The sequence below is a fragment of the Nonomuraea sp. LP-02 genome, assembly GCF_036289125.1.
Lineage (GTDB): Bacteria > Actinomycetota > Actinomycetes > Streptosporangiales > Streptosporangiaceae > Nonomuraea > Nonomuraea bangladeshensis.
Genome location: NZ_JAXCLK010000001.1, coordinates 7,550,931 through 7,575,387, shown reverse-complemented (window position 1 = coordinate 7,575,387; position 24,457 = coordinate 7,550,931). Strand labels below are relative to the sequence as shown.

The 24,457-nt window shown below is 71.0% G+C and carries 32 protein-coding genes and 1 pseudogene; 19 read left to right on the top strand and 14 right to left on the bottom strand.

The window, feature by feature from the left end:
• Positions 1 to 13 precede the first annotated feature (13 nt).
• A complete protein-coding gene (gene rsmI / locus SMD20_RS35575) occupies positions 14 to 853 on the bottom strand; it encodes a 16S rRNA (cytidine(1402)-2'-O)-methyltransferase (protein WP_329589702.1) in 840 nt (279 codons plus the stop codon).
• 77 nt (positions 854 to 930) lie between these two features.
• On the opposite strand from rsmI, the gene SMD20_RS35570 reads away from it, so the two are divergent.
• Both SMD20_RS35570 and SMD20_RS35565 read left to right on the top strand, forming a co-directional pair.
• Positions 931 to 2,565: a dolichyl-phosphate-mannose--protein mannosyltransferase gene (locus SMD20_RS35570; RefSeq protein ID WP_329589700.1), complete on the top strand. Its 1,635-nt coding sequence runs from the start codon at positions 931 to 933 to the stop codon at positions 2,563 to 2,565.
• Between the two features lie 113 nt (positions 2,566 to 2,678).
• Entirely contained in the window at positions 2,679 to 3,887 is a 1,209-nt protein-coding gene (locus tag SMD20_RS35565) for a hypothetical protein (RefSeq protein ID WP_329589699.1), read from the top strand.
• Between the two features lie 240 nt (positions 3,888 to 4,127).
• Here the strand turns inward: SMD20_RS35565 and SMD20_RS35560 are convergent, their stop codons facing one another.
• The gene (locus SMD20_RS35560; protein ID WP_329589697.1) at positions 4,128 to 4,766 is read right to left on the bottom strand and encodes a TetR/AcrR family transcriptional regulator; all 639 of its coding nucleotides are present in this window, start codon (positions 4,764 to 4,766) and stop codon (positions 4,128 to 4,130) included.
• Between the two features lie 104 nt (positions 4,767 to 4,870).
• Between SMD20_RS35560 and SMD20_RS35555 the strand changes: the two genes are divergently transcribed.
• Entirely contained in the window at positions 4,871 to 5,647 is a 777-nt protein-coding gene (locus tag SMD20_RS35555; RefSeq protein WP_329589695.1) for an alpha/beta fold hydrolase, read from the top strand.
• Between the two features lies 1 nt (position 5,648).
• Here SMD20_RS35555 and SMD20_RS35550 read toward each other — a convergent pair whose 3' ends face one another.
• Positions 5,649 to 6,101 carry a DUF2000 domain-containing protein gene (locus tag SMD20_RS35550; protein ID WP_329589693.1) on the bottom strand — a complete coding sequence of 151 codons (453 nt, stop codon included), beginning with the start codon at positions 6,099 to 6,101 and terminating at the stop codon, positions 5,649 to 5,651.
• 122 nt (positions 6,102 to 6,223) lie between these two features.
• On the opposite strand from SMD20_RS35550, the gene SMD20_RS35545 reads away from it, so the two are divergent.
• Positions 6,224 to 6,718, top strand: coding sequence for an Lrp/AsnC family transcriptional regulator (locus tag SMD20_RS35545; protein ID WP_329589691.1), 495 nt, complete (start codon positions 6,224 to 6,226; stop codon positions 6,716 to 6,718).
• Positions 6,719 to 6,730: 12 nt separating this feature from the next.
• Here SMD20_RS35545 and pip read toward each other — a convergent pair whose 3' ends face one another.
• On the bottom strand, positions 6,731 to 7,693 hold the full coding sequence (gene pip, locus SMD20_RS35540; protein WP_329589689.1) for a prolyl aminopeptidase: 963 nt from the start codon (positions 7,691 to 7,693) through the stop codon (positions 6,731 to 6,733).
• 176 nt (positions 7,694 to 7,869) lie between these two features.
• Here pip and SMD20_RS35535 point away from each other — a divergent pair, with 176 nt between their 5' ends.
• The 4 genes and pseudogenes from SMD20_RS35535 (at position 7,870) to SMD20_RS35520 (ending at position 10,940) form a co-directional block, all read left to right on the top strand.
• Complete coding sequence (locus tag SMD20_RS35535; protein WP_329589687.1) at positions 7,870 to 8,742, top strand: hypothetical protein; 873 nt, start codon at positions 7,870 to 7,872, stop codon at positions 8,740 to 8,742.
• A 58-nt stretch (positions 8,743 to 8,800) separates the two neighbouring features.
• Positions 8,801 to 9,399: pseudogene (locus tag SMD20_RS35530) on the top strand (DinB family protein).
• A gap of 5 nt (positions 9,400 to 9,404) precedes the next feature.
• A complete protein-coding gene (locus SMD20_RS35525) occupies positions 9,405 to 9,776 on the top strand; it encodes a bleomycin resistance protein (RefSeq protein ID WP_329589685.1) in 372 nt (123 codons plus the stop codon).
• 159 nt (positions 9,777 to 9,935) lie between these two features.
• Positions 9,936 to 10,940: a polysaccharide deacetylase family protein gene (locus SMD20_RS35520; protein WP_329589683.1), complete on the top strand. Its 1,005-nt coding sequence runs from the start codon at positions 9,936 to 9,938 to the stop codon at positions 10,938 to 10,940.
• Between the two features lie 9 nt (positions 10,941 to 10,949).
• Here SMD20_RS35520 and SMD20_RS35515 read toward each other — a convergent pair whose 3' ends face one another.
• Entirely contained in the window at positions 10,950 to 11,597 is a 648-nt protein-coding gene (locus tag SMD20_RS35515) for a winged helix-turn-helix transcriptional regulator (protein WP_329589680.1), read from the bottom strand.
• Positions 11,598 to 11,697: 100 nt separating this feature from the next.
• Between SMD20_RS35515 and SMD20_RS35510 the strand changes: the two genes are divergently transcribed.
• Both SMD20_RS35510 and SMD20_RS35505 read left to right on the top strand, forming a co-directional pair.
• Positions 11,698 to 11,985: a DUF4287 domain-containing protein gene (locus tag SMD20_RS35510; protein WP_329589678.1), complete on the top strand. Its 288-nt coding sequence runs from the start codon at positions 11,698 to 11,700 to the stop codon at positions 11,983 to 11,985.
• A gap of 106 nt (positions 11,986 to 12,091) precedes the next feature.
• Entirely contained in the window at positions 12,092 to 12,883 is a 792-nt protein-coding gene (locus SMD20_RS35505; RefSeq protein WP_442942545.1) for a polyprenol monophosphomannose synthase, read from the top strand.
• On the opposite strand, the gene SMD20_RS35500 is transcribed toward SMD20_RS35505, so the two are convergent.
• Positions 12,840 to 13,241, bottom strand: coding sequence for a hypothetical protein (locus SMD20_RS35500; RefSeq protein ID WP_329589675.1), 402 nt, complete (start codon positions 13,239 to 13,241; stop codon positions 12,840 to 12,842). The genes SMD20_RS35505 and SMD20_RS35500 overlap by 44 nt on opposite strands.
• A gap of 60 nt (positions 13,242 to 13,301) precedes the next feature.
• Here SMD20_RS35500 and SMD20_RS35495 point away from each other — a divergent pair, with 60 nt between their 5' ends.
• The 5 genes from SMD20_RS35495 (at position 13,302) to SMD20_RS35475 (ending at position 16,795) form a co-directional block, all read left to right on the top strand.
• Positions 13,302 to 14,204: a polysaccharide deacetylase family protein gene (locus tag SMD20_RS35495; protein ID WP_329589673.1), complete on the top strand. Its 903-nt coding sequence runs from the start codon at positions 13,302 to 13,304 to the stop codon at positions 14,202 to 14,204.
• On the top strand, positions 14,201 to 15,109 hold the full coding sequence (gene glsA, locus SMD20_RS35490) for a glutaminase A (protein ID WP_329589671.1): 909 nt from the start codon (positions 14,201 to 14,203) through the stop codon (positions 15,107 to 15,109). Before SMD20_RS35495 ends, glsA begins: the two co-directional genes overlap by 4 nt.
• Positions 15,110 to 15,175: 66 nt before the next feature.
• A complete protein-coding gene (locus SMD20_RS35485; RefSeq protein ID WP_329589669.1) occupies positions 15,176 to 15,568 on the top strand; it encodes a helix-turn-helix transcriptional regulator in 393 nt (130 codons plus the stop codon).
• Between the two features lie 4 nt (positions 15,569 to 15,572).
• Complete coding sequence (locus SMD20_RS35480) at positions 15,573 to 15,983, top strand: VOC family protein (RefSeq protein ID WP_329589666.1); 411 nt, start codon at positions 15,573 to 15,575, stop codon at positions 15,981 to 15,983.
• A 14-nt stretch (positions 15,984 to 15,997) separates the two neighbouring features.
• A complete protein-coding gene (locus SMD20_RS35475; protein ID WP_329589664.1) occupies positions 15,998 to 16,795 on the top strand; it encodes an integrase in 798 nt (265 codons plus the stop codon).
• Between the two features lie 6 nt (positions 16,796 to 16,801).
• Here the strand turns inward: SMD20_RS35475 and SMD20_RS35470 are convergent, their stop codons facing one another.
• Positions 16,802 to 16,927, bottom strand: a complete 126-nt coding sequence (locus SMD20_RS35470; RefSeq protein ID WP_329589662.1) for a hypothetical protein — start codon at positions 16,925 to 16,927, stop codon at positions 16,802 to 16,804.
• A 40-nt stretch (positions 16,928 to 16,967) separates the two neighbouring features.
• Here SMD20_RS35470 and SMD20_RS35465 point away from each other — a divergent pair, with 40 nt between their 5' ends.
• Positions 16,968 to 17,444: a dihydrofolate reductase family protein gene (locus tag SMD20_RS35465; protein ID WP_442942622.1), complete on the top strand. Its 477-nt coding sequence runs from the start codon at positions 16,968 to 16,970 to the stop codon at positions 17,442 to 17,444.
• Between the two features lie 88 nt (positions 17,445 to 17,532).
• On the opposite strand, the gene SMD20_RS35460 is transcribed toward SMD20_RS35465, so the two are convergent.
• Entirely contained in the window at positions 17,533 to 18,507 is a 975-nt protein-coding gene (locus SMD20_RS35460; protein WP_329589658.1) for a helix-turn-helix transcriptional regulator, read from the bottom strand.
• A gap of 113 nt (positions 18,508 to 18,620) precedes the next feature.
• Here SMD20_RS35460 and SMD20_RS35455 point away from each other — a divergent pair, with 113 nt between their 5' ends.
• Together SMD20_RS35455 and SMD20_RS35450 are read left to right on the top strand one after the other, a co-directional pair.
• Positions 18,621 to 19,016, top strand: coding sequence for a RidA family protein (locus tag SMD20_RS35455; RefSeq protein WP_329592792.1), 396 nt, complete (start codon positions 18,621 to 18,623; stop codon positions 19,014 to 19,016).
• A 33-nt stretch (positions 19,017 to 19,049) separates the two neighbouring features.
• The gene (locus tag SMD20_RS35450) at positions 19,050 to 19,700 is read left to right on the top strand and encodes a hypothetical protein (RefSeq protein WP_329589656.1); all 651 of its coding nucleotides are present in this window, start codon (positions 19,050 to 19,052) and stop codon (positions 19,698 to 19,700) included.
• A 35-nt stretch (positions 19,701 to 19,735) separates the two neighbouring features.
• Here SMD20_RS35450 and SMD20_RS35445 read toward each other — a convergent pair whose 3' ends face one another.
• The 6 genes from SMD20_RS35445 to SMD20_RS35420 form a co-directional block, all read right to left on the bottom strand.
• On the bottom strand, positions 19,736 to 20,053 hold the full coding sequence (locus tag SMD20_RS35445; protein ID WP_329589655.1) for a winged helix-turn-helix domain-containing protein: 318 nt from the start codon (positions 20,051 to 20,053) through the stop codon (positions 19,736 to 19,738).
• A complete protein-coding gene (locus SMD20_RS35440) occupies positions 20,053 to 20,550 on the bottom strand; it encodes a hypothetical protein (protein WP_329589653.1) in 498 nt (165 codons plus the stop codon). The genes SMD20_RS35445 and SMD20_RS35440 overlap by 1 nt, the downstream gene beginning before the upstream one ends.
• 105 nt (positions 20,551 to 20,655) lie before the next feature.
• Positions 20,656 to 21,375, bottom strand: a complete 720-nt coding sequence (locus tag SMD20_RS35435) for a hypothetical protein (RefSeq protein ID WP_329589651.1) — start codon at positions 21,373 to 21,375, stop codon at positions 20,656 to 20,658.
• The gene (locus SMD20_RS35430) at positions 21,368 to 21,955 is read right to left on the bottom strand and encodes an RNA polymerase sigma factor (RefSeq protein ID WP_329589649.1); all 588 of its coding nucleotides are present in this window, start codon (positions 21,953 to 21,955) and stop codon (positions 21,368 to 21,370) included. The genes SMD20_RS35435 and SMD20_RS35430 overlap by 8 nt, the downstream gene beginning before the upstream one ends.
• Positions 21,956 to 22,052: 97 nt before the next feature.
• Positions 22,053 to 22,586, bottom strand: coding sequence for a hypothetical protein (locus SMD20_RS35425; RefSeq protein WP_329589647.1), 534 nt, complete (start codon positions 22,584 to 22,586; stop codon positions 22,053 to 22,055).
• Positions 22,586 to 23,113 carry an RNA polymerase sigma factor gene (locus SMD20_RS35420; protein ID WP_329589646.1) on the bottom strand — a complete coding sequence of 176 codons (528 nt, stop codon included), beginning with the start codon at positions 23,111 to 23,113 and terminating at the stop codon, positions 22,586 to 22,588. The genes SMD20_RS35425 and SMD20_RS35420 overlap by 1 nt, the downstream gene beginning before the upstream one ends.
• Before the next feature lie 198 nt (positions 23,114 to 23,311).
• Here SMD20_RS35420 and SMD20_RS35415 point away from each other — a divergent pair, with 198 nt between their 5' ends.
• Positions 23,312 to 24,451 (top strand): hypothetical protein, encoded by a 1,140-nt coding sequence (locus SMD20_RS35415; protein ID WP_329589644.1) that lies wholly within the window; start codon positions 23,312 to 23,314, stop codon positions 24,449 to 24,451.
• The last annotated feature ends 6 nt before the right edge of the window (positions 24,452 to 24,457 follow it).

Sequence of the window (24,457 nt, the reverse complement as noted above, 5' to 3'; positions counted from 1 at the left end):
CTCACGAAGCGCACTATAGGCGCTTGTGAACCAGGTCATACAGCTCGCGCTTCTGGACGCCCGCCTCCTTCGCGACCTCGGCGACGGCGAGCTTGCGCTGCGCGCCCTCGGCGACCCTGCGCTCGACCTCCGCGACCAGCTCGTCCGGGTCGGGCTCGACCGCGCCCGGCACGTACCCGGCCACCACGACGGTGATCTCGCCCTTCACGCCGCCGTCCGCCCACTCGGCCAGCTCGCCGAGCCCGCCGCGGCGGACCTCCTCGTAGGTCTTGGTCAGCTCGCGGCACACGGCGGCCGGCCGGTCGGCGCCGAACGCCTCCGCCATCGCCTTCAGCGACTCCGCCAGCCGGTGCGGCGCCTCGAAGAAGACCATCGTGCGCTCCTCGCGGGCCAGCGCGCCGAGGCGGCGGGAGCGTTCGCCGGTCTTGCGCGGCGGGAAGCCCTCGAAGCAGAACCGGTCGCTGGGCAGCCCGGACACGGCCAGGGCGGTCGTGACGGCGCTCGGCCCCGGCAGCGCGGTGACCGTGATGCCGGCCTCGACGGCGAGCCTGGTCAGGCGGTAGCCGGGGTCGGACACCCCGGGCATGCCGGCGTCGGTGATGACGACGACCGTGCGGCCCTCCTTCAGGCTCTCCAGCAGCTCCTGGGCCCGGCCGGCCTCGTTCTGGTCGTAGTAGGAGACCACCCGGCCGGTGATCTCCACCTCCAGCTCGGCCGCCAGCCGGCGCAGCCGCCGGGTGTCCTCGGCCGCCACGACGTCGGCCTCGCCGAGCAGGTCACGCAGCCGGGGCGAGACGTCGCCCGCCCGGCCGATGGGAGCGCCCGCCAGCACCAGCCTGCCTTCTTCAGTCACTCGACCATTGTGGCAGGGCATCCGTATTAGACCGTGTTTCTACGTACCTACCGGCTTGGGCCCCGTACGATGTCCGAATGGCGGTGACCGATTCCCCGTATCAGGCCTCCGACGAGCGGGAGGCCGGCGAGAGCCTTCCCGCGACGCGGTCCGTGCGCGATCGGATGATCCCTCCCATGCGCGGCAGCGTCATGTGGGGATGGATCGGCCCGCTGCTGATCACTCTCTTCGGCGGCATCCTGCGTTTCTGGGACCTCGCGCATCCCAAGGCCGTGGTGTTCGACGAGACCTATTACATGAAGGACGCCTTCTCGCTCATCACCTGGGGGGTCGAGCGGGTCGCGGTCAAGGACGCCGACAAGGCGATCCTGGCCGGCAGAACCGACATCTGGGAGAGCTGCGCCCCCGACGCGCTCGACAAGTGCGCCTCCTACGTCGTGCACCCGCCGCTCGGCAAGTGGATGATCGGCTTCGGCGAGTGGCTGTTCGGGCTCACGCCGTTCGGCTGGCGGTTCGCCGCGGCGCTGGTCGGCACGCTGTCGATCCTGGTGCTGGCCCGGGTGGCGCGGCGGATGACCCGCTCGACGCTGCTCGGCTGCTTCGCGGGGCTGCTGCTGGCGCTGGACGGCCTGCACTACGTGCTGTCGCGGACGGCGCTGCTCGACATCTTCCTCATGTTCTGGGTGCTCGCCGCGTTCGCCTGCCTGGTGGTCGATCGTGACCAGGCCCGGGAGCGGCTGGTCGCCTGGTACGAGAGCGGGCCGCTGTCGCCGTACGGGCCGCGGCTCGGCGCCCGGCCGTGGCGGCTCGCGGCCGGGGTGTGCCTGGCCTTCGCGATGTCGGTCAAGTGGTCCGGGATCTTCTTCCTGGCCGCGTTCGCGGTGCTGTCGCTGCTGTGGGACTTCGGGGCGCGGCGGGCGGTGGGGCTGCGGCGCCCGTACGTGGGGGCGTTCAACAAGGACGTGCCGCAGGGGTTCCTGTCCTTCGCCGTGGTGCCGTTCGTGGCCTACATGCTGACCTGGTTCGGCTGGTTCGCCTCGGCCAACGGCTACGGGCGCAACTGGGCGCAGGCCACCTCGGCCGGCAATCCGCTGTTCTTCCTGTTCGACTCGATGCGGTCGTGGATCAAGTACCAGTGGCAGGTGTTCACCTTCCACAGCGGGTTGGAGAGCACGCATCCCTACATGTCGGAGCCGTGGTCGTGGCCGATGCTGCTGCGCCCGGTCGCCTTCTACTACGAGGGTCGGCAGAACACCTGCGGCGTCAAGGACTGCTCGGAGGCGGTGCTCGGTGTCGGCACGCCGGTGATCTGGTTCGGCGCGCTGGCGGCGCTGGTGGCGCTCATCGCGTACTACGTCTCCAGCCGCGACTGGCGGGCCGGGGCGGTGCTGCTGGCCTACGCGATGGGCTGGCTGCCGTGGTTCTACTTCGCCATCGCCGACAACCGGACGATGTTCCTGTTCTACGCCATCCCGATGGTGCCGTTCATGGTGCTGGCCATCACGCTCTGCGCCGGGCTGCTCATCGGCCCCGCCCGGCCGACCGCCACCGGCGCGACGCCGGTGCGCCGGACCGTGGGGGCCGCCGTCGTGGGGGCCTTCGCCCTGCTAGCGTTGATCAACTTCTGGTGGTTGCACCCGATTCTGTCCGCTGAGCTGCTCCCGTACACCGAGTGGAAGGCCCGTATGTTGTTCGAGAAGCGATGGATCTGATCCGCTTACAGTCCGGTCAATAGCGCTTTTTTAGGGTAGTCACTGTGCAAGACCCAATACGCACCGGATTCGGCCATCGTCAGGCCAGGGGTCGATACGGCAAACTTCGAGGCATGAGTGCACCGGATGTCACCGCCCTCCTCGCCGAGTTGGAGCGCTCTGAGCCGGAGATCGCAGAAGAGGCCAGGACCGCCGTCGAATGGCTGACCGGCGGCGAGCCGCTGGAGAGCGTGACCCAGCTCGACGTCTGCGAGTTCCTCTGGTACACGTTGCCGCTCAAGGTGGGGCCGCTGCGCGCGGACGGCGACCACGAGCGGCTGGCCCGCTCGCTCGGCCGGCTGCTTCAACTGGGCGGCTTGGAACGATACGCGGCGCTGTGCGTGTCGCCGACGACGGCCCAGATCCTGCGTACGTACGCGCGGGAGGGCGAGGACGCCGGCACCAGCGCCTACCAGAAGGCTCTGGAGGCCACGGGCGTGCTCCCGCCCGACGTTCCTGAGCTGCAGTGGAGCATGATCATGGGGCCCGAGGAGCTGGGCGCCCACCTCGCCTGCTCGGCCGCGCTTGAGCTGGCCATCGTGGCCGGCGAGGAGATGGACAGGGTCGCGCTCACCCGCCGCTGGCTCACCGAGGCGCGGGCCGACCTGGGCGGAGACAGCTGGCTCAACCGGGTGCACGGCGAGCGGCTCAACCGCTGGGTGCTCGGACGCGGCCCGGCCCGGCGGGAGCTGGCCCAGCCGTTCGAGGTGCGCCTGCACGCGCCTGTGTCGCCGCAGCCGCTGCCCGCGCTGCACAAGCTGCTCTCGCTGGCCGCGAGGGAGGGCACGCTGCCGCTGCGGCTCGCCCCGTCGCCGGCGGCGCTGCGCCTGCGCGAGCTGGCCGAGCGCGAGCTGGGCGCGATCCGCCGCGACGGCGCGCGCCTGGTCATCACCGACCACGGCCGGCGGCTGCTGGCCTCGCCCGAGGCCATGTGGACGGCGGTGACCCGGCTGCTGCTGGCCAAGGGCGAGCACGAGTTCGAGGTGTCGGCCAGGGAGGCGGCGCTCATGCTGCTGGCCGACGGCACCCTGATGTCGCCCGCCAAGCTGCACGAGCGGGTGGCCGAGGTGGTCGGCGGCGAGGGATGGCATCCGGCCGCGGGCGTCGACAACGTCGCCGGCCCGGTGAGCGACCTGGTCGCCCAGCTCACCGCGCTCGGCCTGGCCTACAGCGACGAGCTGGTGGTGCGCATGGACCGCCCCGGCCAGCTCGCCGCCCTGGCCGCGCTGCGGGCCCACGCCCTGCGCCCGCGCAAGTACGTCAGCTCGGGCCGCGCCGGCTGACCCCGTGAACGCGACGAGCGCCCGTCCTCCGGAGAGGGCGGGCGCTCGACGCGATTGTGTACCGGTGTGCAGGTCGCCTCTCGGCGAAAGGCACAACACGGCTCCAGCCGAACGGTATTCCGTGAAGGCGATAGGTGAGGCCCGGGGACACTGGACACACCGGCCACGATCTATGTAACCACACCCACCCCCCGTCCATTCCCCACCCGCGCCCACATTTTTCGCCAGGACTCGGCCGGGCTAGCCGGTCGTGAGCGCGCCGTGCAGGAACAGGTCCACCAGCTCGGCGGTGGTGAGCGTGTCGGGGTGGCGGCCAGCCGACAGGACCAGGAGCTGGAACGCGAGGGCGAGCCGGTCCGGTGGCAGCTTGAGCGTGTCGCGCTCCGGCTCGAACAGGCCCGCCAGCACCTCCTGGTGCGCGGCCATCGAGGCCTGCCGGGCGTCGACGCCCCGGCGCAGGTGCTCCTCCCGGCTCTCGCCCTCCCCTGCGGCGGGGGCGGTCGGGTCGCCGCGCCGCAGCCCGCCGGAGGCGGCGAGCGCCCCGGCGACCGCGCCCATCCTGGCCAGGTAGCCGCGCATGGCCTCGGCCGCCTCGATCAGGCGCTCGGCGAGCGGCAGCTCCATCGAGACGGACGCGATGTGGGCGAGGGTGTCGTCGGGGCGCAGCGCCTCGGCCATGCAGGCGTCGAGCAGGGCGTCCTTGTCGCCGAACGCGCGGAAGACGGTGCCCTCGCCGATGCCGGCCGCGCGGGCGACCTGCGCGGTGGTGACGGAGGTGCCGTGCTCCACAACGAGGGGGAGCGCAGCGCGGACGATCATCTCGCGGCGCTGCTCGGGGGTCATCGCCGGCGCTCGACGCCGGCCTGTTTCGTTCGTCATGTCTTCGACAGTACGGAGTGAGTCCTCACTCCGTCAATAGGGAGTGAGTGCTCACTCCGAAGGCGGGGTGCGAGCACAGACCGGGATGCGGCACCATCGAAGGCGTGCCATATGCGACGACCGACGGCGGAGTGAAGCTGTCCTACCAGGTCAGGGGCGACGGGCCGGCGCTCGTGCTGCTCCAGGGCCAGGCGAACGACCACCGCTGGTGGGATCCGGTCCGCGACGACTTCGCGGCCGGCCACCTCACCATCACCCTCGACTGGCGCGGCACCGGCGACAGCGACAAGCCGGACGAGCCGTACACGACCCGGGGTTTCGCCACCGACGTCGTGGCCGTGCTGGACGCGCTGGGGATCGGGCGGGCCCACGTGTACGGCACATCCATGGGCGGCCGGGTGGCCCAGTGGCTCGCGGCCGACCATCCGGAACGGGTGGGCGCGCTGGTGCTCGGCTGCAGCTCGCCCGGCGGAGCGCACGGCGTCGAGCGGAGCAACGAGGTCCGCAGGTCGCTCGCCCAGCCGGACCGCGCGGCGGCGGAGCGGGCGCTGCTGGAGCTCATGTACACCCCGGCCTGGCTGGCGGCGCATCCCGGACCCCACCACACGACCGGCGATCCCGGCATGCCCGCGCACGCCCGCCGCCGCCACCTGGCCGCGAGCGCCGGGCACGACGCCTGGGACGCGCTGCCCGCGATCGCCGCGCCCACGCTCGTCGTGCACGGCGCCGACGACGTGTTCAACCCGGCGGCCAACGCGCCGCTGCTGGCCGGGCGCATCCCGGGGGCCGAGCTGCGGCTGATCGAGGGGGCCAGGCACGCGTACTTCGAGGAGTTCCGCGAGGTCGCGAGCCCGATGGTGCTGGAGTTCCTGGCGGCCTGACTCAGCGCAGGAGCGGCAGCCGCCCGGTGAGCCGCTCCACGACCTGGCGCGGCCCGAACAGGCTGACCGCGTAGTACGACGGCTCCACGGCGTCCGCGAGCGCGGCCAGGTAGTCGTTGTAGACGGAGGCCCGCTGGGCGAGGTCCGCCATGTCCGCCATGACGAGGTCCGGCTCGGCTGCCGCGTCGTCCCTGATGCGCCGGACGATCGCGGACGGCGCGGCCAGCACGGTGCAGCCCGTCCAGGGCAGCCCCGCGTGCGCGGTCCCGGCCGCGTCCACGCCGCCCTCCCCCACGATGTCCGGCACCGCGACGCCCACGGAGGCGGCCAGGCAGGCGGCGGCGTTCGCCTGCAGCCCGCGCGGCAGGTCGCGGTCCAGGACGATCACCCACTTGACCGGCAGCTCCCTGGTGGGCAGGTCGCCGCGGCGCTCCAGGCCGGCCGTCACGCTCATTCTCCGATCCCCTCTCGTTCCTTCCGAAGTTCCGACAGCAGGCTCACACTCCGGCCGTCGTTCCACCAAACGAGGGAGCGGTTTTCCGAAGAATATTCGGCGATCCGTGCCACGATGGGCGGGTGGACGAACTTGATACGGCGATACTCGCCGAGCTGCAGCGCGACGGCCGCCAGACCAACCGCGAGCTGGCCGAGCGCATCGGCATCGCGCCCTCGACCTGCCTGGAGCGGGTGCGCTCGCTGCGCGCCACCGGGGTCATCGAGGGCTTCCACGCCGAGGTCAACCTGGACGCCGTCGGCCGGCCCGTGCAGGCGCTGATCAACGTACGGCTGCATCCCAAGATCCGCGAGGCCGTCGAGGGCTTCCGCGACTACGTCGCCGCCCTGCCCGAGACGCTGGCCGTCTTCGTCGTCTCGGGCGGGGACGACTTCATCATCCAGGTGGGCGTGCGCGACGCCGGTCACCTGCGCGACTTCGTGCTCGACCACGTGTCGCGCCACCGCAACATCGCCGACGTACGCACCTCGCTGGTCTACGACCACATCCGCAAGACATCGGTGGAGGTGCTGCCGCCGCAGGCGCCCTCCCGCCCGCGCACAGGGCGCAAACGGTGAACGGCGCCCGCTTCAGCGGCGCGAGGCGAAGGCGTCCTGGGCGGCGAACAGCTCCTTGCGCAGCGTCTCGCTGCCGGTGTGACCGGAGTCCTCCACCACGACCAGCCGGGCGTCGGGCCACGCCCGGGCCAGCTCCCACGCGGTGTCGGCCGGGCCGCTGAGGTCGAGCCGGCCGTGGATGAGCACGCCTGGGATGCCGGCCAGCCGGTGCGCCTCGCGCAGCAGCACGCCCTCCTCCAGCCAGGCGGCGTTCGAGAAGTAGTGCGAGCAGATGCGGACGAGCGCCAGTCTGGCGTCGTCGGGGCGGTCGCTGTAGGCGTTGCGCTTGCCGTGGGGCTCGGCGGAGATGACCGCGTCCTCCCAGGCGCACCAGTCGAGGGTGGCCTTCATGCGCACCTCGGGGTCGGGGTCGGAGACCAGCCGCGCGTACGCCGCCAGCAGGTCGAAGGTGTCGCCGCCGCGCTCGCTCTCCGGCACGCCCTGCCGGAAGCGCTCCAGCGCCTCAGGGAAGAAGCGGCCGGCGCCCCGGTAGAGCCAGTCGATCTCGTAGCGGCGGGTGGTGGTCACCGAGATCAGGATGATCTCCGACACGCGCTCCGGGTACGCCTCGGCGTAGGCCAGCGTCAGCGTCGAGCCCCACGAGCCGCCGTACAGCAGCCACTTGTCGACGCCCAGGTGCTCGCGCAGCCGTTCCATGTCGGCGATCAGGTGGTGGGTGGTGTTGGCGCTCAGGTCGGTCGCGGGGTCGGCGGCGTGCGGGCGGCTGCGACCGCAGTTGCGCTGGTCGAACAGGATGATCCGGTAACGCTCCGGGTCGAACGTGCGCCGCATGCCGACCGAGCAGCCGGAGCCGGGGCCGCCGTGGACCACGACGGCGGGCTTGCCCTCGGGGTTGCCGCAGACCTCCCAGTAGACGAGGTTGCCGTCGCCGACGTCCAGCATGCCGTGGTCGTACGGCTCGATCGGGGGATACAAGCGTGGCTCCTTCCGCTCAGAAATGCGACAGCGCTGTATATCAGCCCGCGACCGCACCCCTCCATCCGTTTTCGCCCTCGCGGTAAAGAGCGTTAGATCCAACCATGAAGTAATTCAAACGTCACTTAGGGTAATGATCACTGCGGATGATCGGATAAGCACTCGCAGGGAGCATCATGTACAAGCACGCCATCCTGGCACTCGCCACCGCCTCGGGCCTCCTCGCGGCCGCCGAGCCGGCCTCGGCGAGGAGCCTCCCCGTCAACATCACATACTGCGGAGGTCAGGACGCCATCAGGGTCGACGTCCCGCCGCCCGGGGACGACCTGACCGTCGGGGAGCTCCGCGAGCGGCTGGTGGCGATGGCCCGGAGCTGGGCGCCGGCGACGACCGATGCCCCCGTCCGGGCCCTCGTGAAGTGGCACGCCCCGTCGGGGACGTCGCTCTACGGGATCCTGCTCGACGGCCTGCGCGCATGCCGCCGCGTCCAGGCCGAGCAGGACGCCGCCGACGCGGCGGACACGACCGACGCGGACACGACCGACACGGACACGACCGACACGGACACGACCGACGCGGTGGACACGACCGACGACGAAGACGACACGCAGTGGTACGACCTCGACATGCTCGGCTCGCCCGACATCGCGACGATGCTCGAAACGCTGGTCGCGGACCCGCCGGCCTGCTGGCCCACCGCGCAGGCGGAGACCGACGAGGAGACGGACGAGGAGACCGACGAGGACACCGACGCCTACGACGAGTTGGACGCCGACGACGAGACAGAGATCGACGACGAGGAGGACGCCGACGAGCAGCCGGAGGCCAAGGCCGCCGGTGCGCACCAGGCGGCGCTGCTCGACGCGATCGGCCTGCGGCAGCTCCTGGACGCCGTGCTCACCGGTCCGGTCACCTGCGCCCCCGGCACCGCGCCCACTTCCCTGTTCGCCGAGCCCAAGGCGTCCGTGGTGCCGCTGGTCGCGTACGAGCCCTCCCTCATGGACAGACTCGGGCTCAGCGCCGCGCTCGACCGCGTCCTGGGCGGCTGAACACGACCGGCAGGGTCGCCGGCCCAGGACCAACACATCAGATCAAGGCGCTGACACAATGGCCGCCATGACGACATCGGACCCCAAAGCAGACCTCCACCACTACCTCAAGAGCGCGCGCGACGCCCTCCTGTGGAAGCTCGACGGCCTGTCCGAGTACGACGTCCGCCGTCCGCTCACCCCCACGGGCACCAACCTCCTCGGCCTGGTCAAGCACCTGGCCGGCATCGAGTACGGCTACTTCGGCGACACCTTCGGCCGCCCGCCCGCGGAGCAGCCGCCCGGGTTCGAGGAGGACGCCGAGCCGAACGCCGACCTCTGGGCCACCCCCGAGGAGTCCCGCGAGGAGATCGTCGCCCTCTACCGCCGCGCCTGGGCGCACGCGGACGCCACGATCGAGGAGCTGCCCCTCGACGCCTCGGCCGCGTCCCCTGGTGGCCGCCGGACCGCGACGCCGTCTCGCTGCACCGCGTCCTCGTCCACGTCACCGCCGAGACCAACCGGCACGCCGGCCACGCCGACATCGTCCGGGAGCTGATCGACGGCGCCGCGGGCCTGCGCCGCGACAACGCCAACCTGCCGGGCACGGACGAGACCTGGTGGGCGGACCACCACAAGCGGGTCGAGCAGGCCGCCCAAGCGGCCGGCCACCGGTGAGTCCCGTGTCCGACGAGGTGAAGTTCGAGAGAGTGGCGCCCGTGCTGCCGGTGCGGGACCTGGACGCGGCGCTCGATCGCTACCGCAGGCTCGGTTTCGCCGTCCGCGCCTACGCGGGCCCCGCCCGCTACGGGTACGCCGACCGCGGCGAGGTCTCGCTGCACCTGAGCGAATGGGACGAGCACGACCCGGCGCGCACCGGCGGGGTCGTCTACCTGTACGTCTCGGACGCCGACGCCCTGCACGCCGCGTGGACGGCGACCGGCCTCCCGGGGCGCTTCCACCCGCCGCACGACACCGACTACGGGCTCCGCGAGTTCGCGTATGTCGACCCCGACGGCACCCTGCACCGCGTCGGCTCCCGCCTCACCTCATGAAAGCTTCCTTGCAACCGAAACATTTCAAGCCGCCCACCAGCGGATAACTGACAGCACCTCATCAACTCCCCGAAACATTTCTTGCTGTCGTTGACATGTTTCCAACCCGTTCCCACAATGACCGGAGGTGAGTCGCCCCCCAACGATCAAGGACACGACATGATCGACCGGAAACGCCGCCCCACCCTCCTCGCCACGCTCCTCACCGTCTGCCTGGCCGCCGCCGCCACCACCGCGCTGGCCGCCGGCCAAGCCCTCGCCGCCGACTGCAGCGCGGGCTACGTCGGCCTGACCTACGACGACGGCCCCAACCCCGCCAACACCACGAACCTGCTCAACACGCTGCGCGCGAACGGCCTGCGTGCCACGATGTTCAACACCGGCCAGAACGCCCAGAACAACCAGGCCCTGGTCCGGGCGCAGCGCGACGCGGGCATGTGGATCGGCAACCACAGCTACACCCACCCGCACCTCACCCAGCTCGGCAGCGCGCAGATCCTCTCCGAGCTGCAGCGCACCCAGCAGGCCATCCAGGGGGCGACGGGGACCGCGCCCCGCCTGTTCCGGCCGCCGTACGGGGAGACCAACGCCACGCTGAGGTCCGTCGAGCAGCAGCTCGGCCTCACCGAGGTCCTCTGGGACGTCGACTCCCAGGACTGGAACGGCGCGAGCACGGCACAGATCGTCCAGGCCGCCGGCCGGCTGCAGAACGGCCAGGTCATCCTCATGCACGACCAGTACGCCACGACCGTGGCCGCCATCCCGCAGATCGCCGCGAACCTGCGCAGCCGCAACCTGTGCGCCGGCATGATCTCCCCCACCACCGGCCGCGCGGTCGCCCCTGACGGCGACGGCGGCCCCACGAGCGGGCCGACGACCCCGCCGCCCGGCGGCGGCACCTGCATCGCCACCGTCCAGCAGGGCCAGCAGTGGAGCGACCGCTTCAACCTGTCGGTCACCGTCTCCGGCTCGGCCTCGTGGATCGTCACGGTCACCGTGACGCCCCCGCAGAAGGTCATCGCCACCTGGAACGGCACCCCGTCCTGGGACGGCAGCGGCAACGTGATGACGATGCGCCCGAACGGCAGCGGCAACACCTTCGGCTTCACGATCCAGCACAACGGCAACTGGACCTGGCCGTCGGTCTCCTGCCGGACGAGCTGAGGCCGCCGCTCAGAAGCGGAACAGCTCGGCGAACCTGTCGAACAACGCCCGGTCCCCCTCCACCCGTACGCTCCCGTCGCGCAGCACGTCGTCCACGGTCCTGGCGCCGCTCATCAGGTCGCGGACGGGCTGGCCCGCCAGGCGCTCGATCACCAGATCGGGCGCCGGGTGCGGCCCGCGGCCGACCGTCAGCCGCCCGTCGTCGACCTGCGCGTGGAGGGTGAAGTCGGCCAGGCGGATCTCGTAGCCCACGCTGACCCCCGACGCCGCCTCCGGCCGGAACGCCGTACGGAAGGACATGGCGACCCCCTCGGCCGTGACGAGCTCGCCGGGGCGCGGCCCGCCCATCGTCCGGGCGCCCCAGCGGCCCAGGGCGACCAGCGCGGGTTCGAGGTCGCGTCCGTGGTCCGTCAGCTCGTAGACGACCGCCCGCTCGGGATGCGCCATCGCCCGCCGGGTGGCCATGCCCTCCTGCTCAAGCTGCTTGAGCCGGGCCGACAGGATGTTGGTCGGGATGGCGGGCAGACCCTTGCGCAGGTCGGTGAAGCGCTGGGGCCCGGCCAGCAGGTTGCGGACGATCAGCACGGTCCACCGCTCGCCGACGATCTCCATGGCGCGGGCCAGGCCGCAGAACTGGCCGTACTCACGAGAAGTCACGCTGCAGATCGTAGCTCAAGATGCAGTTGACAAACCTTGCTTGCAAATAACAAGCTTCTATTCGCCGGGACGGCCCGTTCCGGCAGAACGGAGGCCCCACATGTCGTTCCAGGCGTACCTCGACAACATCGAGGAGAAGACCGGCCTGACCCCGCGCGCGTTCATCGCCCTGGCGAAGGAGCGCGGCTTCGACGAGCCGTCCACCAAGGCCGGCGTGATCATCGACTGGCTGAAGCAGGACTACGGCCTCGGCCGCGGCCACGCGATGGCGCTCGTGCACGTCATCAAGAAGGGCCCGAAGATCGACGCCAAGCACGTCGGCAGCTCGGGCTCGCACCGTGACGAGAGCGACACCCTCTGGCTCGACGGCAAGGACAACCGCCCCTGAAACCGGACGATCACCTCTGATCAGTCGCGTTGATCTTGCTCACTCCGCCCGTATCGCGATAATCGACAGTTGCCGAAACGGGTATGAGGAGAGCATTTTGGACGACGTGACCGAAACGGACGCAGCCGCCCCGTGGGCGCTGCCGTCGCCGTGGCGGGATGCGCGCGTCGCCGTCGTGGTGCCGACCTACAACGAGGCCGGCAACATCGGCGACCTGACGGCGCGCGTTCTCGCGCTCGACCTGCCCAACCTGCGCCTGGTCATCGTCGACGACGACTCCCCCGACGGCACCGGCCTGCTGGCCGACGACCTCGCCAAGCACGCGAACGAGGACGGCCGCGACCGCATGGCGGTGCTGCACCGCACGGTCAAGGAGGGCATCGGACGGGCCCACATCGCCGGCATGCAGGAGGCGCTCGCCCACGGCGACGAGTACGTCGTGCAGATGGACGGCGACCTCAGCCACCGCCCCGAGTACATCCCGCACCTGCTCGGCACCATCCTGGCCACCCGCGCGGGCCTGGTGATCGGCAGCAGGTACGTCGTCGGCGGCTCCCTGTCCACCCAATGGGGCCGGCACCGGCGCCTGCTGAGCCGCTTCGCCGGCCGCTACGTCAACGCCATACTCAACCTGTCCGTACGCGACCCCACCGGCGGCTTCAAGATCTGGCGCCGCGACGTGCTCGAAGGCATCGGCCTCGACGCGATCCGCAGCGACGGATACAGCTTCCAGGTCGAGATGAACTACCGGTGCAAGCAGCTCGGCCACGCGATCGTCGAGCTGCCCATCCACTTCGAGGAACGCGCCGCCGGCTCCAGCAAGATCAGCTTCGCCGTGCAGCTGGAGTCCATGCTCACCCCACTGGCTCTCCGCTTCGGCCGAGCCGGCCGAGAATGAGCACCGCGGCCGGGTACGCGATCAGCCCGCTGACCAGGGCGAGCAGAAAGGCGTACCAGAGCGCCCAGAGCGGCAATGCCTCCACGACCAGCCAGATCACCACCAGCAGAGGCACGGCCACGACCGCCACGGGCCAGGCGGGCCGCACGCCCACCAGCCAGAGCAGCGGCCAGGCCACCACGGCCGCGACCCAGCGTCCCACCTCCCACGCCTTCATGAGGTAGCCGAAGCATCCGGTGTACTCGCCGCACAGGGAGGAGTTGGGGAAGAGCTCGGTCATGGCCACCGTCCACCCCACAAGGGCGAGAGGCAGGATGATCCCGACCACACAGGCCAAAGCGACGCGTTTGGCGATCATCTCCGTATGGTGACACGCGCTATACCCGCCTGTGGAGGGCCCGCGGGTACGTCCTGAGGCATGAAGACCATCAACGTCTGCTTCGGTGTCGACGTGGACGCCGTCGCCGGCTGGATCGGCTCGTACGGCGGCCAGGAGTCCCCGAACGACATCCAGCGCGGCGTGTTCGCCGCCGAGGTGGGCACCCCGCGGCTGCTGCGGCTGTTCGAGCGGGAGGGCATCCGGACGAGCTGGTTCCTGCCGGGGCACTCGGCGGAGTCATTCCCGGAGCAGATGAGCATGGTGGTCGAGGCCGGGCACGACGTCGGGGCGCACGGCTACATGCACGAGAACCCGGTGGCGATGTCGGCCCAGCAGGAGGAGGACGTGCTGGCCCGGAGCCTGGAGGTGCTCGACCGGGTGCTCGGCGTGCGGCCCCGCGGCTACGTCGCGCCCTGGTGGGAGATGTCGGAGCGGACGATCGACCTGCTGCTGCGCTACGGCTTCACCTACGACCATTCGCAGTCGTACCACGACTTCCTGCCCTTCTACGCGCGCAAGGGCGAGCAGTGGACCCGCATCGACTACGGACGGGACGCCTCGACCTGGATGCGGCCGCTCGTCCACGGCCAGGAGGTGAACCTGGTGGAGTTCGCCGCGAGCTGGTATCTCGACGACCTGCCGCCGATGATGTTCATCAAGGCCTCGCCGAACAGCCACGGCTTCGTCAACCCGCGCGACCTCGAACAGCAGTGGCGCGACCAGTTCGACTGGGTCCACCGCGAGCTCGACTACGCGGTCTTCCCCATCACCCTGCACCCCGACGTCAGCGGCCGGCCCCAGGTGCTGCTGATGCTGGAACGGCTCATCGGGCACCTCCGCGGCCACGAGGGCGTACGGTTCATGTCGCTGGCCGAGGCCGAGGACGACTTCCGCGCCCGTTACCCCTTCGACGGCGAGGCCCGCCCGGTGGACGTGCGGTGACCTCCGGGCGCTGGCGGCCGCTGCTCGACGGCGCGCTCGCCGAGGCGGCCACGGTGCGGGGCGGGCGGGTCGTCTCGTACATCCCCGCGCTGGCCGGCGTCGATTCTGGCCTGCTGGCCGTGGCGATGGTGGCCACGGACGGCGAGGCCGACGCCGCCGGCGACCGGGACGCCGGCTTCCCGCTGATGTCGGCGGCCAAGCCGTTCGTGTACGCGCTCGCGCTGGCCGAGCACGGCTTCGCGAAGGTGCACGAGCACGTGGGGACCGAGCCCAGCGGAGCCGCGTTCGACTCCCCGGTGGTGCGGAGCGGGTCGGGCACCCCGTTCAACGCGATGACCAACATCGGCGCCATCGTGACGACCTCGCTGGTCCGTGGCGGGCTGCTGGAGTTCCTGAGCCGCTGCGCCGGGCGTCACCTGGAGGTGGACGCCGCCGTGCTCGACAGCCAGCGCCGCACCGGCGACCGCAACAAGGCACTCGCCTACCTGGCGCACGGCCACGGCTCCCTGGTGGGCGATCCGGCCGAGGTCGTGGACCGCTACTTCACGCAGTGCGCGATCCGCGTGACGGTGACGGACCTGGCCAGGATGGCCGCCACGCTGGCGGGCGGGGGAAGGCTCCCGGGCACCGGCGAGCGGCTGGTCGAGGCGCGGGTGGCCCGTACGGTGCTGGCGGTGATGACGACCTGCGGCATGTACCAGGCGTCAGGGGCCTGGCTGGTGCACGCCGGGCTGCCGGCGAAGAGCGGCGTGTCCGGCTGCCTGGCCGCCGCGTTCCCGGGGCGGCTCGGCATCGCCGCCTACAGCCCGCCGCTCGACGAGCACGGCAACAGCGTGCGCGCGATGGCGGCCTGCGCGTACCTGGCCCAGCGGCTCGACCTCCACCTGCTCGACGTCCCCGGCTGATCAGGATTCGAGAAGCGATGATCAACGGTCGGCGCGTACCTTGAGAGCTGATCGGAAGGAGACCGTATGTGCCACCCTTCGTGGACGCGGGCGCTCAACGAGGCGCATCGCCTCGGCGAGCTCGCGCGGCTGCGCCGGGTCAGGGACCGGATCGACCGTGAGTACGCGCGCCCTCTGGACGTCGAGGCGCTGGCCCGCGCGGCGGGCCTGCCGCCCGCTCAGCTCAGCCGCCGCTTCCGCCTCGCCTACGGCCGTTCGCCGTACGACTATCTGATGGCCCGCAGGGTCGACCACGCGGCGGCGCTGCTGCGCCAGGGCGACATCAGCGTGGCCGAGGCATGCCGCGCGGTCGGCTGCCCGTCCCCCGCCGCCTTCGTCGCCCGCTTCACCGAACGCCTCGGCGTGCCACCGCACCGCTACCGGTTCCAGGCCGCGCCCGCGGGGCAGGGGCTAGCGTAGCCGTATGGACCTCAGCATTCACACGACCGTACTCCCGCACGACGACCCGGACGCCTCCCTGGCCTTCTGGCGCGACACCCTCGGCTTCGAGGTGCGCAGCGACGTCGGGCAGGGCAGGATGCGCTGGATCACGGTCGGCCCCGCCGGCCAGCCAGGCACGTCCATCCTGCTGGCGCCGCCCGGCGCCGACCCCGGCATCACCGACGACGAGCGCCGGACCATCGCCGAGATGATGGCCAAGGGCACCTACGGCTGGATCCTGCTGGCCACCGCCGACCTCGACGGCACCTTCGCGAAGGTGCGGGACGGCGGCGCGGAGGTGGTCCAGGAGCCGACCGAGCAGCCGTACGGCGCCCGCGACTGCGCCTTCCGCGACCCCTCGGGCAACCTGGTCCGCATCCAGGAGTTGCGCTGACCGCCGCCCCCGCCATGCGGGTGACCATGGTCAGCGCCGCCGGGCACCCCGGCCGCCCGAACGAGGACTTCACCGGCGCCGTGCCGGGCGCCGCCGTCCTCGTCGACGGCGCCGGCATCCCCGGCGCGGAGTCCGTCTGCCGCCACGGCGTCGCCTGGTACGCGCGCCGCCTCGGCGGCACGCTCCTCGCCCTCCTGGCGCCCGACGCGGGCCCCCCGTCCCTTCCCGCGCTGCTCGCCGAGGCCATCCGGCAGGTGACGGACGCCCACCGCGGCACCTGCGACGTCGCCGACCCCATCAGCCCGTCGGCGACGGTGGCCGTCCTGCGCCTGAACGGCGACCTCGCCGACCACCTGGTGCTCGGCGACTGCTTCCTCGCCCTCGACCGGGCCGGCGCCGCCCCGCTCGTCGTCACCGACCCCCGTGAGGTGGTCATCAGCGGCTCGTACGAGCCCGCCCTGGACGCCGCCGCCGGGGACGCCGCCGCGTACGGACGGATCCTCCGCGACCTCCGCGCCCGCCGCAACGCGCCCGGCGGCTTCTGGGTGGCCAAGGACGATCCGCGGGCGGCGGACGAGGCCGTCACCGGCAGCGTGCCGATCGCCGAGCTGACCGCCGCCGCCCTGCTCAGCAACGGAGCGGCCCGCTTCGTCGAGCGCTTCCAGCTCGCCGGCTGGTCGGAGGTCATGTCCGTCCTGGCGTCGGCCGGCCCCGCCGGCATCATCGACAGCGTCCGCCGCGCCGAGGCGTCTCACGGCGTCCCTTCGGACGACGCCACCATCACCCACTGCACCGCCTTCACCGCGCCCTGACCTCTCTCAGGCGTTCAGCGCCCTTCGCACGGCCGTGTCCACCAGCTCGCGTACCTCCTGCTCGGTGAAGATGTCCGGCAGCGTCAGCCGCTCCACGATGAGCCAGTTCAGCGCCAGGTAGAGGAGCACCACCCCCGGCCACGAGATCGACTTCTATCCGGTGTCCGACCAGATGGCGGCCTGGATCAACGACCGTTACCCCGAGACCGTCCCCACCCACATCCGCAAGCCGGCCGGCCTCGACGACGTGCCCAACCAGGTCTTCGACACCGTGGTGATGGGCCGCGGCACCTATGAGCCGGCCCTGGGCATCACCACCAGCCCGTACGCCCACCTGCGCCAGTACGTCGTCTCCAGCACGCTGACGATCGACGACCCCACCGTCCAGGTGGAGAAGGGCGACCCCGTCGAGCTCGTCCGGCGGCTGAAGTCCGAGGACACCGGCAAGGACATCTACCTCTGCGGCGGCGGCAGACTCGCCGCCTCCCTGCTCCCGGAGATCGACGAGATCATCCTCAAGAGCTACCCCGTGGTGGCGGGCAGCGGCATCCCCATGTTCTCCGGAACGTTCCGCCCCACCCAGTTCACCCCCGCCAGGCGCGAGTCCTTCGACAACGGCGCCCAGGTCACCTGGCTCACCAGGGCCTGACCCCCACAAGGAGGAACATGCACATCAAGAAGCCCACCCACCGGACGAACCTCTCCCGCCGCCCAACGGCCGCCCCACGCCGCACCGGCTACTGACCTCCGGCGTAGCGGCCGGCCAGCGCGACGGCGCGATCGTGCAGGTAGTCACGCAACCACTGCGGGGCCAGGACCTCCGCGTACGTCGCCAGCTGCCACAACGCCCATCGGGCGTGCCGGTGATCCTGGAAGGACACCTCCATCCGCAACCGGCCGTCCGTGTCGACCTCTTCGGCGATGACGGCCAGCGCGGTGCCCACCAGGTCCTCCCGCCGCACCGGGTCCAGCCGTACCAGCACGGTGACCTGGTCCCCACCGTTACGGAACCGCGTGCTGCGCTCCTGCCAGGCTCGGTCGAGATCGACCCGGTCCGGCCGCTGCGCGGGTTCGGCGAGCTCCCTGGCGGCCAGGATCCGGGACAGCCGGTAGGTGCGGTCCTCCCCCGACCGCGTGGCGAGCAGGTAACCCCGGTCGCGTACGGTGACCAGGCCGACCGGGTCCACCGTGCGCCACGTCGGCTCCTGGCCCTCGGCCGCGTAGTGAATGTCCAGCTTGTGCCCGGCGAACACCGCCCGCAGGACCTCGGCCGCCACGACGCCGGGCACCTCCTCATCGGTCAGCCGGCGGGAGAGGAGGTCGATCTCCGGCTCGATGAGCAGGCGCTCGGCCGCGCCGGCCGCGGTGTCCCGATAGCTGTCGGGCAGCGCGTCCACCACCTTGAGCATCGCCGAGGCGAGCGCCGTGCCGAGACCGAACGCCTGCGCGCCCCGCCGCGACCCGGCGACCAGCAGGGCGAGGGCCTCGTCGTGGTTCAGCCCGGTGAGCTCGGTACGGAAGCCGGGCAACAACGCGAAACCCCCGTGCCGTCCGCGTTCGGCGTAGACCGGGACACCGGCCGCGGACAGCGCCTCGATGTCGCGCAGCACCGTACGGGTGGACACCTCCAGCTCGCGGGCCAACACGGTCGCGGAGAGCCGGCCGTACTGCCGCAGCAGCAGCACCAGCGAGACCAGCCGATCGGCACGCATCCCAGAACGTTACCGAAATACACGACACAGGATGTCGTGCTTTGTTTGCGAGGTTCATCGACGCGCGCCCGAAAGGTGCGGGCGTCGACGAACCGAATGGAGCTGATGTGGCAATGGAGCGAACGCCGGTCAACCCGTGGCCGTGGTCCCTCGGGCTGGGCTACAACCAGGGCGAAGTCGTCTCCGGGCACACCCGGACCCTTTACTGCTCCGGGCAGACCGCGATGAGCGGCGAAGGCAAGCCCCAGCACGCCGATGACATGGGGGCACAACTGGCGCTGAGCCTCGACAATCTGGAGGCCGTGCTCGGCGAGGCCGACATGTCCCTCGCGAACCTCATCCGGCTCACCGTCTACACCACCGACGTCGACCGGCTCTTCGAGCACTACGGCGTGCTGGCGTCCCGGTTGGGCGGCGCCGGGGTGGCCCCGCCCACCACGATGCTCGGCGTGACCCGGCTGGCGATCCCCGACCTGATGGTCGAACTTGAGGGCACCGCCGTGGCATAGAACTTCTCGTGATGGCCGGACATCTCACCATTCATGATCGAAAAGACGATGACGGTGGCATTGGCGCTCGGCTCGGTCCTGGCAGGAACGAGCACCGCCCACGCCACCGCCACCAAAATTCCCAGGAATTTCCTGCTGACCGAGCCCGAGGCCGCCAAGGGGCCGGTCGTCGAGGGCGAGGAGTGGTGGGAGGTCAGCGACAGCCTGTCCCGGCAGCTCGAATTCAACCCCTGCCGATCGAAGGGGAAACCCCGCGACGGCCGGGTCGCGATGCGCACCATCACCTACTCCACCAGCGCGCCCTCGGGCACGAGCGAACAACTCGTGCTGTACGGGAACGCCGGAGCCGCCCAGGCCGCCTTCCGCAAGCTCCGTGCCGACCTGGCCAGGTGCTCGAAGCCGGCAGCGGTGAGGCGCGACCGGTTCGGCTACGTGGGCAAGCCGTTGCGCGTCGGTGACGAGGCCCTGTCGGTGGCGGGCTATGAGTACGCCGCGAGCGGCAGGCGTCTGTCCCAGTCCGACGACCTGGCGGTCATCGGACGCCGGGGCGCCGCCCTGTTCCTCTACACCGCCATCGCCAGGGGCAGCGGCGCGCAGAAGCAAATCACGGGTCAGGCCAGAAAGATGGCGAAAAAGGTGTGCACCCTTCCCGGGGTGTGCGGCAAGAAGACCGGCTCCGGCTGACGCGGCCCCCGTCTCGACGCGGGCGGGGGCCGCCGCTACTGGGCGGCGGGCCGCTCGTCGCTGCCACGGGCGAGCGCGACGATCCGCTCCAGCGCCGCCGCGTGCCGCACGAACGCCTCCCGTCCCTGCGGGGTGAGCCGTACGTACGTACGCCGCGCGCGCTTGTCCTGGTTCTTGCGCACATCGACGTATCCGGCGCCGGCCAGCGCGGAGACCTGCTTGGACAGGGCCGAGTCGCTGGTGCCGATCGAGTCCCGCAGGAAGCCGAAGTCCACCCAGTCGGCCGGCGCCAGCACCGCCACGATCGACAGCCTGGCCGGTACGTGCAGGAACTCGTCGAACTGTGGATCCATCAGCTCCGCCCGCCGGCCTGCTGGACGAGCGACCTCATGACGCGGCGGTTGACGGGCGTGGCCGCGACGTACGCGAGGGCCGCCACGACGGCGCCGATCATGGACTGCGACATCAGACCGTGCGCGGGCACGTCGAAGAGCGCGAAGGCGAGAATGCGCGCGGCGCTGAAGACCATGCAGATGCCCAGCAGCACCATCACGTGGTACAGCGTTTCCTGGACGGTGGGCTGCCTCCGGACCGCGGCCCGATATTCGTAGATGACGCCCACCCCTGCGAACAGGCCGAGCCCGACCGCGAGGCCGATGAACTGCCACGGCGCCCCCAGATCGATCAAGGCGTAGCCGATGAAGAGGCCGAGCGCGACGACGATCACGCGGGGCATCGCGAAGCTGCGGCGGACGATCTCGTTCCTGGTCGTGTCCTGAAGCCGGCGGATGTCGTCGAGCGAGGACTGGGCGTCGTGCGGGTTCAAAAAGGCCACCTCCGAGGTCGGCATGACTACTTTCCCATAAGGAAAGTAGCACGTGCTTTCCTCCGAGGAAAGTCGTCGTGGGAGGCGCGCGCTCCCCCCGGCCCCGAGGAGAGCGCGCGGGAAAGCGGATCAGCTGCCGGGCGGCGGCGTGGCGTCACCGATGTCGTCGGCCGAGGGATCCGCCACGACCTCGCACGGCTGGATCGGCCCGGTCGTCAGCCGCCCGCTGAACTGCCAGGCGACCCCGGGACGCGCCGCCGAGGGCGTGACCGGATTCTCCATGACCTCGATCATCGCGATCTGGCCCGGCTTGATGTGGCGGGGATAGATGGTGATGCCGTCCTGCGGACGAATCGCCTGGTAGGAGGCCGACTTCCGCAGTCTCTCCCGGAACCTCGCCTGCGTGGCGGCATCACCGCTCGACAACTCCTCGCCCGCGCCGAAGTCGTCGCCCTTGAGGAACGGCGCCCGGACGTTCCCGCAGCGCTTGCCGAGAGGCAGGTAGGTGATGTCGGCCGGCACACCCCACTCGCCCAGCTCCTTCTCGACCTGCTCGGGATCCCGGAACTCGTAGACCTTGAGGTTGATCGACCCGTCCTGGTTCTTCGTCAGGGCGTACGCCGGCTCGGCGGAGCCCAGCAGGGAAGGCACGGCCACGCCCACCGCGACGGCCGCCGCCACAGCAGCGCCCATCGCGAGCCGCCGCCCACTCAAGAACGGGAGCAGCCTTCCCCGGCGCCGCCCGCGCGGCGCCGCGGCCGCCTCCTGAGCGAGCCGGAGCCGTTGCCGGGCCAGGGAGTGGGGCGGCTCGTGCTCCAGTTCCTTGATGAGCGTCTTCAGTTCATCCATGACCGTGCTCCTCCAACGGGTTGACCCCACCCAGGGTGTGGCGGACCTTGCGCCGGGCCCGATTGAGTCGTGACTTGACCGTGCCGACCGGTATGCCGAGCGCGCGGGCCGCTTCCTCGTACGTCATGTCACTCCAGGCGACCAGGAGCAGAACGTCCCGGTCGCCTCGCGACAGCAGCGCGAGCGCGTTCAGCAGTACCGTCCGCGACCCCTGAGCGGTCAGCTCACGAGTGATCGCCTCTTCCGGCCCCTCGACGGGCTGGGCCGGGCTCTGCCGCTCCAGCGCGCGGTAGCGGCTGACCTCGGTCCTGCGGTGACCGGTGATGAGCTTGGTCGCGATGCCCAGCAGCCAGGGCCGGGCATCGCGGTAGGAGACGTCGTACGCGTCGCGCCTGCGGAACGCGATCAGGAACGTCTCCCCGACGAGGTCCTCGGCGAGTTCCGGACCGAGCCGGAAGGAGATGTACCTGTAGAGCGTCGCGGCGTAGCGGTCGAACAGGGCGGCGAACCTCTCCGGATCATCGAGGGAACGCGCGATGATCTCGGAGTCCACCACCAGTGGTGACGTGTCGGTCACCATAGACGATCTGTCTTCAACACTGGACCCCCTTCGAGATGTCACCTGTGTCTTGTCACAGGAGCCTCGAATGTTCACGCCCCCGCCCCACCTCGGACCGTCAGGCAGGTACGAGTTCGCAGGGCGCGACCGGTCCGCGGATCACCCCGACACCGCCTCCATTGCCCTTGGCCGGATCACCGCTGGCGGAGTGCATGACGACGACGAGCGTCTCGTCCGGCCCGAAGTCCTTGGGGTCGATCCAGAAGTCGGGGCCGTCCAACCGCCTGAGCGGCATCCGCTGCGGCTGGGGCACGATCTCCCCCCGCGGCCCGCGGCAGGTCTGTCCGTAAGGGACGTAGTCGATCACCGCTCGCACGCCCTCCTCCCGCAGCCTCCTCTCCAGCTCCTTGGGCCTGACGAACTCGTTGATCCGCACGGTGACGGTCCCGTCGGGGTTCCTGACGACAGCGAACGCCGGCGTTTCCGACACCAGCGGAACGGCGACCGCCACCACCGCGACCACCGCCGCGGCCAGCCCCGCCGCAGCCACCAGCCGGCGCGCGGGCCGGCGCGCCGGCCGGGACTCCCAGGAGACCGTGGCGGCCTCCGCGCGCAGTTCCTGGAGCAGTTTGTCCCTGAACGACACCGCCATCACAGTCCTTCCGTCACGAGAGCCGCCGCCACTCCTGGCACCTTCCGCAGAGCCCGGCGGGCGCGATGCAACCGCACTCTGGCCGTCCCGACCCTGATGTCCAGGGCCTGGGCCGCCTCCGCCACCGTCAACTGGTCGATGACCACGAGTTCCAGCAACGCCCTCTCCCCCTCCGGCAGGTCGGCCATGGCCGACAGCGCCCGGCGGGCGGGCTCCTCGGCGTCGATGCGGTCCGTCAGATCGGCGATGTCGTCACCGTCCAGCGAGCGGCGCGCGACGACCCGTGCGACGGCGCGCGCCTCGCGCTCGCCGCGGCGTCGTTGGGCCAGCAGCACGTTACGTGCCACCCCGTACAGCCATCCGGTCTCGCTGCCTCGTCCTGGCCGGTAGGTGTGCCGGGAGTGCAGCGCCGCGAGAAATATCTCCGCCGTGAGGTCGGCCACCGTGTGCGGGTCGGCCACCCGCCGTACGACGAAGCGCGTCATCATGTCGAAGTGCCGCAGGTAGAAGTCCTCGAAAGCCGGCATCCGTGTCAACGGATCCGCCGGTTCCTCCTGGTCGGGCCGCACGGGCCGGGCTCCCTTCGGTCAACAGCGCTTACACCCTGTACTTGACCGAAGCTCCCGATGCATTACGAGGCGCGCACGGCCCGCCCTGCCTGCCGGGTGAGATCGAAATGCCAGAGATGGCGCAATGTGCCCGATCGGCTGCGAGACTCCGAAACCATGAAGATCTTGTGGCTTGTCTGCGTCCTCGCCCTGGCAGGCTGCACGGCAGCCCCAGCGGGCACCGTGCCGCAGACACCGGCGGCGAGCACGACCCTCGCCACGTCGCCCACTGCGAACCACCCCGGCGAAGAGGACGAGAATGCCTCTGACGGCAGCGCCAACACGGTGCTGGACGTGGCGGTGGGGGGCCCGGACGCGGCCTGGGCGGTCGGCTACGCCGTGACAGCGGAGGACGAGCCGCGCAACGGCGTGCTTCTGCGAATGGACCGCGACGGGTGGCGTGTCGACCAGCGCCTGCACGAGCGATTCCCCGACGCGCTCGACTCCATCGTGTCGGGTGTGGACGCCGACGGACCGAACGAGGTCTGGGCGGTCGGCGACATCGGCGACCTCGACGAGGACTCCGAGGAGGTGCGGCTTCCCTTCGCCCTGCGCTGGGACGGCCGGCGGTGGAAGACGTTCAGACCTGCCCAGCTTCCGACGGTCGGCGCGCTGGCTGACGTCGCCGTGGACGGTTCGCGGGCGTTCCTGATCGGCAGACGCAGGGAGGGCAAGACGTCCGTCCCTGTCCTCATGACCTGGAACGGCAGGCGTTTCAGCAAGCGGGAAGTCCCGGGCGGAGGCAGATTCCACGCCGTGGACGCCGGAGCCGGACAGGTGTGGATCGCGGGCAGCTCGTCCAGCGGGCGATGCGCTGATTCGCGTCCGGCGATTTGGCACAGTGCGACTCCCGGCAGCGCGCCGGTGGAGATGCGGCTGCCCGCCCTGGGCAAGGGCATGCTGCGGCACATCTGGCAGAACCGGCCGTCCGACGTGTGGGCCGTGGGTGAACGCGGCGCCTCGGGGGACTGCGACGAGTACGGCACAGGCAAACCTCTGATCCTGCACTGGAACGGAAGCTTCTGGACACAGGTCCAATCCCCCAGCTGGAAGGGTTCGCTCTACGGCATCGCCGCCGTCGGTGAGGACGACGTGTGGGCGGTGGGCTACGAACAGGACGTGACGAGCGAAGTCACGTTGCTGCACTACAACGGGCGGCGATGGAAGCGCAAGGCCGGGTACACAGAAGGCGGCTCGAACGTCTTCGGCCTCGCCCGGATCGACGCCAACCTGCTGCTGGCCACCGGGAACCGCTGAGCCGAC

Excerpts from the sequence above, each read along its gene's own strand:
- SMD20_RS35550 (WP_329589693.1), bottom strand. The coding sequence starts at position 6,101 with ATGAGCGTGACGGCCGGCCTGGAGCGCCGCGGCGACCTGCCCACCAGG.
- SMD20_RS35455 (WP_329592792.1), top strand. The coding sequence starts at position 18,621 with ATGGAGCGAACGCCGGTCAACCCGTGGCCGTGGTCCCTCGGGCTGGGC.
- SMD20_RS35495 (WP_329589673.1), top strand. The coding sequence starts at position 13,302 with ATGAAGACCATCAACGTCTGCTTCGGTGTCGACGTGGACGCCGTCGCC.
- SMD20_RS35510 (WP_329589678.1), top strand. The coding sequence starts at position 11,698 with ATGTCGTTCCAGGCGTACCTCGACAACATCGAGGAGAAGACCGGCCTG.
- SMD20_RS35535 (WP_329589687.1), top strand. The coding sequence starts at position 7,870 with ATGTACAAGCACGCCATCCTGGCACTCGCCACCGCCTCGGGCCTCCTC.
- SMD20_RS35425 (WP_329589647.1), bottom strand. The coding sequence starts at position 22,586 with ATGGCGGTGTCGTTCAGGGACAAACTGCTCCAGGAACTGCGCGCGGAG.
- SMD20_RS35500 (WP_329589675.1), bottom strand. The coding sequence starts at position 13,241 with ATGATCGCCAAACGCGTCGCTTTGGCCTGTGTGGTCGGGATCATCCTG.
- SMD20_RS35415 (WP_329589644.1), top strand. The coding sequence starts at position 23,312 with ATGAAGATCTTGTGGCTTGTCTGCGTCCTCGCCCTGGCAGGCTGCACG.
- SMD20_RS35560 (WP_329589697.1), bottom strand. The coding sequence starts at position 4,766 with ATGACGAACGAAACAGGCCGGCGTCGAGCGCCGGCGATGACCCCCGAG.
- SMD20_RS35420 (WP_329589646.1), bottom strand. The coding sequence starts at position 23,113 with ATGCCGGCTTTCGAGGACTTCTACCTGCGGCACTTCGACATGATGACG.
- SMD20_RS35430 (WP_329589649.1), bottom strand. The coding sequence starts at position 21,955 with ATGGTGACCGACACGTCACCACTGGTGGTGGACTCCGAGATCATCGCG.
- SMD20_RS35565 (WP_329589699.1), top strand. The coding sequence starts at position 2,679 with ATGAGTGCACCGGATGTCACCGCCCTCCTCGCCGAGTTGGAGCGCTCT.
- SMD20_RS35440 (WP_329589653.1), bottom strand. The coding sequence starts at position 20,550 with ATGCCGACCTCGGAGGTGGCCTTTTTGAACCCGCACGACGCCCAGTCC.
- SMD20_RS35475 (WP_329589664.1), top strand. The coding sequence starts at position 15,998 with ATGCGGGTGACCATGGTCAGCGCCGCCGGGCACCCCGGCCGCCCGAAC.
- SMD20_RS35445 (WP_329589655.1), bottom strand. The coding sequence starts at position 20,053 with ATGGATCCACAGTTCGACGAGTTCCTGCACGTACCGGCCAGGCTGTCG.
- SMD20_RS35520 (WP_329589683.1), top strand. The coding sequence starts at position 9,936 with ATGATCGACCGGAAACGCCGCCCCACCCTCCTCGCCACGCTCCTCACC.
- SMD20_RS35465 (WP_442942622.1), top strand. The coding sequence starts at position 16,968 with ATGGCGGCCTGGATCAACGACCGTTACCCCGAGACCGTCCCCACCCAC.
- SMD20_RS35570 (WP_329589700.1), top strand. The coding sequence starts at position 931 with ATGGCGGTGACCGATTCCCCGTATCAGGCCTCCGACGAGCGGGAGGCC.
- SMD20_RS35435 (WP_329589651.1), bottom strand. The coding sequence starts at position 21,375 with ATGGATGAACTGAAGACGCTCATCAAGGAACTGGAGCACGAGCCGCCC.
- SMD20_RS35485 (WP_329589669.1), top strand. The coding sequence starts at position 15,176 with ATGTGCCACCCTTCGTGGACGCGGGCGCTCAACGAGGCGCATCGCCTC.
- SMD20_RS35450 (WP_329589656.1), top strand. The coding sequence starts at position 19,050 with ATGATCGAAAAGACGATGACGGTGGCATTGGCGCTCGGCTCGGTCCTG.
- SMD20_RS35480 (WP_329589666.1), top strand. The coding sequence starts at position 15,573 with ATGGACCTCAGCATTCACACGACCGTACTCCCGCACGACGACCCGGAC.
- SMD20_RS35460 (WP_329589658.1), bottom strand. The coding sequence starts at position 18,507 with ATGCGTGCCGATCGGCTGGTCTCGCTGGTGCTGCTGCTGCGGCAGTAC.